Origin of the sequence: Glaciecola sp. HTCC2999 (assembly GCF_000155775.1) — a bacterium.
Classification (GTDB): domain Bacteria; phylum Pseudomonadota; class Gammaproteobacteria; order Enterobacterales; family Alteromonadaceae; genus Opacimonas.
Map to the genome: position 1 here is coordinate 120,920 of NZ_DS989810.1, position 7,157 is coordinate 128,076.

Genomic DNA, 7,157 nt, shown 5'->3' on the forward strand with positions numbered 1-7,157 from the left:
TTGATAGTATGTTTTCGTTGGCGCATAAAGCCCTTTTACAATGTGATGCTGAATTTGCTCACGACATGACAATTGGCTGGTTAGCTAAAACACAGCGTTCTTTTCTTAAACATACTTATCAACAAACGATTCAGGATAAGCCCGTTTCATTATGGGGACTTGAATTTCCCAATCCTGTTGGTCTAGCTGCAGGGCTAGATAAAGAAGGCCAATGTATTGATGCATTTAATGCGATGGGGTTTGGCTTCGTTGAAATTGGGACGGTTACCCCCGTTGGCCAACCAGGTAATCCTAAACCCCGTTTATTTCGTTTACCCGAGAAAAATGCCATTATTAATCGTATGGGGTTTAATAATCTGGGTGTTGATAACTTACTGAATAATGTCGCTAAAGCAAATAATAAAGGTGTTTTGGGGATCAATATTGGTAAGAATAAACATACTGAAGAGGCTAATGCGCTATCAGATTATCTCATTTGTCTCCGAAAAGTATATGCTGCTGCTGATTACATCACGGTGAATATTTCTTCACCTAATACTCCTGGTTTACGAAACTTACAATATGGTGAAACATTGAACCAGCTCTTATCGGGCTTGAAATCTGCACAGCTTGAACTGAGCGAGCAACACGATAAATATACGCCTATTGCTTTAAAAATTGCACCGGACTTAACTCATGACGAGCTTCTTGGCATTGCTGATGCACTAGTTGATGCTCAACTTGATGGTGTAATCGCGACGAATACGACGTTATCACGCGACGCTGTTGCCGGTTTACCCAATGCGGATGAAATGGGCGGTTTGAGTGGTTCAGTCTTAACCGAACGTAGTTTAGAAGTCACTCAACAACTATCTGAACATTTACAAGGCGCGTTGCCGATTATTAGCGTCGGTGGTATTGACTCTGCCGCAGCAGCACAAGCACGCTTGGATGCTGGCGCAAGCCTGGTTCAAGTCTATTCGGCCTTGATTTATCAAGGACCAAAACTGATTCCTACTATTGTTAACGGGCTTTCTTAATGCACCAAATTTTAGTCACCACTTCACGTGGATTAGACGCACTTCTTCAAGACGAAATTCAACAACTATGTCCTGGTGTCAGTACCAAACTTGCCCCAGGTATGGTCAAAGTCAGTGGTGAGCTGAGCGATGCTTATCGTATTTGTTTACACTCTCGGTTAGCTAACCGAGTACTTTGGGTGCTCGTCCATGCGCCATGTGCCAATGAACAAGCGCTTTACTCGGCAGCCAATAATATTGATTGGCCTAGTCATTTTTCTCATGAAGATGACTTTATGGTTCAGTTTAACGGGACGACAAAATCCATCAATAACACACAATTTGGCGCGTTGCGCATTAAAGATGCGATTGTCGATCGATTTGTTGAAGATGGTTTAATGCGTCCCAATGTGAGTAAGCTCGCTCCTAAATTTGTGGTTCATGCGCGCTTACATCGAGACGAAGTGACGATTTGCATTGATTTATCAGGTAAAAGTTTACATCAACGCCATTATCGTCAGACTACAGGGGATGCGCCATTAAAAGAGCATGTCGCGAGTGCAATGTTATATCGCAGTGGATTTGTTGAACGTGTAAAACAGAATCAAGCGTCTGATGTACCACAATCTTTGGTGCTTGCTGATCCTATGTGTGGTTCAGGTACCATCGCTATTGAAGCCGCGTTAATAGCGCAAAATATCGCACCTGCCATAGCCCGTGAGCAATGGGGATTTAATCATTGGAAACATCATAGTGCACAGCAATGGCAACAAATAAGAGATGCAGCCTTGCAAGCACAAACTCCAGCATCTGATACTCATGTCGCTATTTATGCGAATGATTTGGACCGAAAACTCGTTCGCAGTGCTAAGGCCAATGCCGATGAGGCAGGGGTGTTTGGTGATATTATATTTAGTCAAACTGATGCCCTTAAATGGTCTGTGGATACTCAGCCGCAGCAGGCTATTGAAACAGGAGAGCTCACGCACTTTATTGTCACGAATCCCCCATATGGTGAGCGTTTGGGAGAATTAGCGACATTATTACCCATGTTTGTTAAATGGGGAGAGCAACTCAAGGCGCATTTTGCGAATTGGCATGTGTCCATGTTGACGTCTAATCGAGAGCTATTAAGACAATTACGCCTTCGTTCCAATAAAGAATATGCCATGATGAATGGTAAGCTTGAATGTAAGTGTGTGAATTATCAACTTAATGAAAGTAATTGTACTGCCGTTGAACAACACTCTGGGCAACAGGATTTTGCGAATCGCCTAAAGAAAAACCTAAAACGTTTAAAAGGGTTTATTCAATCCAATGTGACAGATTGCTACCGTATTTATGATGCCGATTTACCGGAATATAATTGTGCCATTGATAGGTATGCCGACTGGTTGGTTGTTCAAGAGTATGCGCCACCAAAAGATATTCCAGCTGAAAAAGCACGTCGTCGTTTACATGATGTGTTGTTGCAATTACCCATGCTCACCGGTGTATCAACTGACAAGATCGTGCTGAAAGTTCGTGAGCAGCAAAAAGGTAAGGCGCAATATGATAAATTTAACTCTCAACATGAACGTATTATTGTACAAGAACATGGTGCGCAGTTTTATGTCAATTTGCATGATTATTTAGATACCGGTCTATTCTTAGATCACCGCATCACTCGACAGCGTTTTGCTCAAGATGTTCAAGGGATGCGCGTATTGAACCTCTTTTCTTATACCGGTAGTGTGTCAGTTCATGCTGCATTAGGGAAAGCCGCAAGTGTTACCACCGTAGATATGTCGAATACTTATCTGGATTGGGCTAAGGATAACTTCCGTTTGAACCAATTACGTGGCGGGTATGATTTTCAACAAGGTGACTGTTTATCTTGGATAAAACATCATTCGAAACAATATGAACGCATATTCATTGATCCACCCAGTTTTTCAAACTCCAAACGTATGTCTAAAACATGGGATGTACAGCGTGATCATGTGAGTTTAATACGTGATGCATTAGGTTGCTTAACTCGTGGTGGCAAAATTTATTTTTCTAATAACTTACGCAGTTTTAAATTAGACACTGAAGCACTACAGGATATGGGATTTGCTGTGGAAGATATCACCGCTGCTACAATACCTGAAGATTATATCCGTAATCCTAAAATTCACCATTGCTGGATTTTAACTTTAGAAAAATAACATGACAAAATTTAAGAAAAAAATTTGGTTAATTGGTGGAGAAGATTGTTCACTATGTGATGTGGCAAGTAATTTATTAGATATTGCAATGGCTAATGAACCTGAATTCCATATTGAAATCAGCTATATCAATGTTAAATCAACCACGTTGTTATACCACAACTACGGCGCCCGTATCCCTGTACTTCTTAATCGAGACACTGATATGGCGTTATATTGGCCTTTCGAATTACCCCAAGTGCAGGAGTTTTTGCGCGCATGAGTGTGTTACAAATAAAAGATGGTTCCGTTATTTTTGGCCATCCCCCCATTTTAGATGGTGTTGATTTCATCTTGGAACCCAATGAACGCGTCTGTATTGTTGGTCGTAATGGTTGTGGTAAATCGACCTTTTTACAAGTGATTGAAGGATTGATCATCCTCGACGATGGTGTACGTGTCGTGGATAATAATTATAGCATTTCTCGTCTTCCCCAAGATCCTCCGGAAAGTGTTGAGTCTACGTTGTTTGATTACGTCGCGCAGGGGTTAGAAGGTGTTGGTGAGCTAATAAAAGCTTATCATGAACAAACCATATTAGTGACAAATGACCCTTCTGAAAAAAACCTTGATACATTAATGACGCTACAAAATGAGCTTGATAGTAAAGAAGCATGGGGCTTTGAACAGTCCATTAATCAAACCCTAACGATGCTTAATTTAGACGCTGACGCGATGTTGTCTTCATTGTCGGGTGGTTGGCGAAGAAAAGCAGCCCTAGCACGTGCGATTGTCTCGCAACCAGATATTTTACTGCTTGATGAGCCGACCAACCATTTAGATATTGATATGATTGCGTGGTTGGAAGCAGCCCTAAAACAGTTTAAAGGCTCGATTGTGTTTATTTCTCACGACCGTGCATTTATTCGTTCTTTGGCTACTCGAATTGTAGATTTAGATAGAGGAACACTAACATCCTACCCTGGTAATTATGAACTGTATCTAGAGAAAAAAGCGCATGACTTAGAAGTACAAGCAAATCAGAATGCGTTATTTGATAAAAAACTTGCCCAAGAAGAAGTGTGGATCCGGCAGGGGATTAAGGCGCGGAGAACGCGTAATGAAGGACGAGTTCGCGCCCTAAAAGCGTTGCGTGAAACACACCAAGCCAGACGTAAAGTTCAAGGTACCGCTAAAATCAGTGGACATGTATCACAAGCATCAGGTAAACGCGTATTTGAAGCGACGGGCTTATCGTATGCGATTGGTGGTCAACAAATTGTTAAAGACTTAGATTTACATATTGTACGCGGTGATAAAATCGCTTTTATCGGTAATAACGGTTGTGGTAAATCTACCTTGATAAAACTACTTCTAGGTGATCTGACACCTGATTCTGGCGAAGTGATTCAAGGCGTCAACTTAGAAGTAGCTTATTTTGATCAGCACCGTGATGCCTTAGATCTAACACAAAAGGTTGTAGATTGTGTGGCTGATGGGAAACAAGAAGTCACGATTAATGGTCGTCCACGACATGTCATTTCATATCTTCAAGATTATCTATTTGAGCCAGATCGTATTCAAGCCCCAGTCAGTTCTTTATCTGGTGGTGAGAAGAATAGATTAATGTTGGCTAAGCTAATGTTAAGACCCAGCAATTTACTCATTCTCGATGAACCAACTAATGACTTAGATGTAGAGACGCTAGAATTATTAGAATCACTGCTTGTTGATTATCAAGGAACGGTTATATTAGTGAGTCACGATAGAGAATTTGTTGATAATGTTGTGTCTTCATGTGTTGTGTTTGAAGGAGAGGGCGTCGTAACAGAGTTTGTTGGAGGATATAGTGATAGTGCCGAATGGTATGCACAAAACCTGAATAAAAATCAATCAACGGGAACTAAAGCGGAAGAACAGACTCCTAACACGGTCAATTCAGCGCCAAATACACAAACAAACACTGTTACAAAGAAAACGAAAAAGTTATCATATAAAGATAATAAAGAGTTGGCTGAGTTACCACAAAAAATAGAGCGACTCGAAAATGAGCTCGAAGCATTACAGACTCAGATGAATGATAATGAGTTTTATGCACAATCGTTTGAGTTTACACAACCGATTATAGATAAATTTGCTGACTGTGAAGCACAACTAGAGCTTGCTTACACACGTTGGGATGAATTAGAAGAATTACAACAATCTTAACAAAGATTTACTACAGGAATTTTATGAAACAAGTTGAAGTTATCGCACAGTCTAAGCAAAAGACTCAGCCACATTTCAAATTATCACGTCTTGCTTTTAGTTCATTACTAATGGCTGGGGTTTACTGTTCAGGTCTAGCCACAGCAGCCACTTATGAAGTCGTTCCTGTATCTACCAATGACTTAGCGATTAATGTATTTGCTCGTGCCCTAGATAATCAAAATAACGCAGTAGTGTTAGCTCAAGATGCTTATAATCCACCACTTGATTACAGTTTGATTGATTTTACCAATACCACTTTACTTAGTAATTTAACGGATGCAACAGCAGCAGAAGCGGGTAACCCAAACGCTGATGATTATAATTATTTGGTTAATCTGGCGCGTTTAACCTCAACTGAGAATGTCTCTTCAAGTCAACAAATAGCGCTATATCAATCATTTGTTAATGATGTTTAAATAATACCCGAGTGACGGCATTTGATATTGAAAACCTTCAAATCAATGGGTTGTCTTTTAGCAATGACATTATTGTGAATGACATCTTAAATGGTAACACCTTGGTAGGCTCTGCTGAGGCACCTTATATCACCCGTCAATATACAAATGAAGCGGGTGATGTACTCAATTATGTAACCAACGAATTTGTCCGTAGAGGATTTATTTCACTCAATGGAAACACTGTTGAATTGCCACCACAGGCCACAAACTTAGGTGGCGTTAGTCAAGCTTACTCAGTGAATCAAAATTTACAAGTGGCGGGTTCCTCTTCAGTTAGAGCGTCTGCTGGTTTTTTAGAAGCAGTTGAAAGTTGTGATGATGATGAAGAGCGCGGCGATCAAGCGCTTGATACTTGTTATCAAATTTTAAAAAATGGTGGGTTAGTTACCGCGGCTATGGATCGTCGTGCCACAATTTGGCAACTTGATGCCCAAGGTCAAATCATCTCAACAACCACTTTCCCATTACCTTTCACACCTGAAGCAGTATCTGAAACTAATCCTGATACTGCATTTTTTAATTCCGCTTATGCGATAAATGATGCAGGGATTGCAGTAGGGGAAACTCATACGTTCTTTTTTGATAGAGAATTAAAAGTTAGCAGCGCTGCCCTTTATCAAAACAACGAGACAATTGAGTTTATCGATAAAGAAGATTATTTCCCAAGTACAGCACTGGATATTAACAATAACAATATAGTTATTGGCACTGGGACAACGCAGGTAAACGGCACTAATCGAACAAAATTTTACACTTATAATGTTGATACTGAAGAGTTAATCTTCCCTGATGATTTTTTCCCAGGCTCTGCAAGTGTGGCGCGTGATATCAATGATAACAATATGGTCGTTGGTGAAGGTGAAGTCGAGTTTGCAAATCAAGGAACTCGTCGTAAAAATGCATTTTTATATGACATGAACACACAAACATTCACCGACCTTAATGACCTAGTTGCATGCGATTCACCATATAGTATTGTAGGTGCAAATAGTATTAATGACGATAATATTATACTTGCCAACGCGTTAGTGAATGAACAAGCACGTAAACCCAACGGAGATTTAGTGGTCGACAGCGATGGCGAGCCGGTTATGATTGATCGTGTGATTGCCGTGCGTTTAAATCCAATTCCCAATGGTGTGATTGAAGATTGCAGTAGCGGAAATAACGATAGTATCAACAAAGAACGTCAAGGTGCTTCAGTCTCTCTATTCAGTGGCGGCTTATTAATAAGTGTACTGTTAAGTAAATTAGTCTTTTGGCGTCGACGTCAGAGTATAACA

At 40.4% G+C, this 7,157-nt stretch carries 6 protein-coding genes; all 6 read left to right on the forward strand.

Annotated features, from left to right (window positions below):
* Window positions 1–8: 8 nt before the first annotated feature.
* Window positions 9–1,019, forward strand: coding sequence for a quinone-dependent dihydroorotate dehydrogenase (pyrD, locus tag G2999_RS00585; protein WP_010177672.1), 1,011 nt, complete (start codon window positions 9–11; stop codon window positions 1,017–1,019).
* Window positions 1,019–3,187 carry a bifunctional 23S rRNA (guanine(2069)-N(7))-methyltransferase RlmK/23S rRNA (guanine(2445)-N(2))-methyltransferase RlmL gene (gene rlmKL / locus G2999_RS00590; RefSeq protein WP_010177674.1) on the forward strand — a complete coding sequence of 723 codons (2,169 nt, stop codon included), beginning with the start codon at window positions 1,019–1,021 and terminating at the stop codon, window positions 3,185–3,187. Before pyrD ends, rlmKL begins: the two co-directional genes overlap by 1 nt.
* A gap of 1 nt (window position 3,188) precedes the next feature.
* Window positions 3,189–3,449, forward strand: a complete 261-nt coding sequence (locus tag G2999_RS00595) for a glutaredoxin family protein (protein ID WP_010177676.1) — start codon at window positions 3,189–3,191, stop codon at window positions 3,447–3,449.
* Window positions 3,446–5,374, forward strand: coding sequence for an ABC transporter ATP-binding protein (locus tag G2999_RS00600; protein ID WP_010177678.1), 1,929 nt, complete (start codon window positions 3,446–3,448; stop codon window positions 5,372–5,374). The genes G2999_RS00595 and G2999_RS00600 overlap by 4 nt, the downstream gene beginning before the upstream one ends.
* 23 nt (window positions 5,375–5,397) lie before the next feature.
* Window positions 5,398–5,832 carry a DUF3466 family protein gene (locus tag G2999_RS00605; protein WP_010177680.1) on the forward strand — a complete coding sequence of 145 codons (435 nt, stop codon included), beginning with the start codon at window positions 5,398–5,400 and terminating at the stop codon, window positions 5,830–5,832.
* Between the two features lie 11 nt (window positions 5,833–5,843).
* Window positions 5,844–7,157, forward strand: a 1,314-nt coding sequence (locus tag G2999_RS00610; RefSeq protein ID WP_010177682.1) for a DUF3466 family protein, incomplete at its 3' end; no start/stop codon positions are given.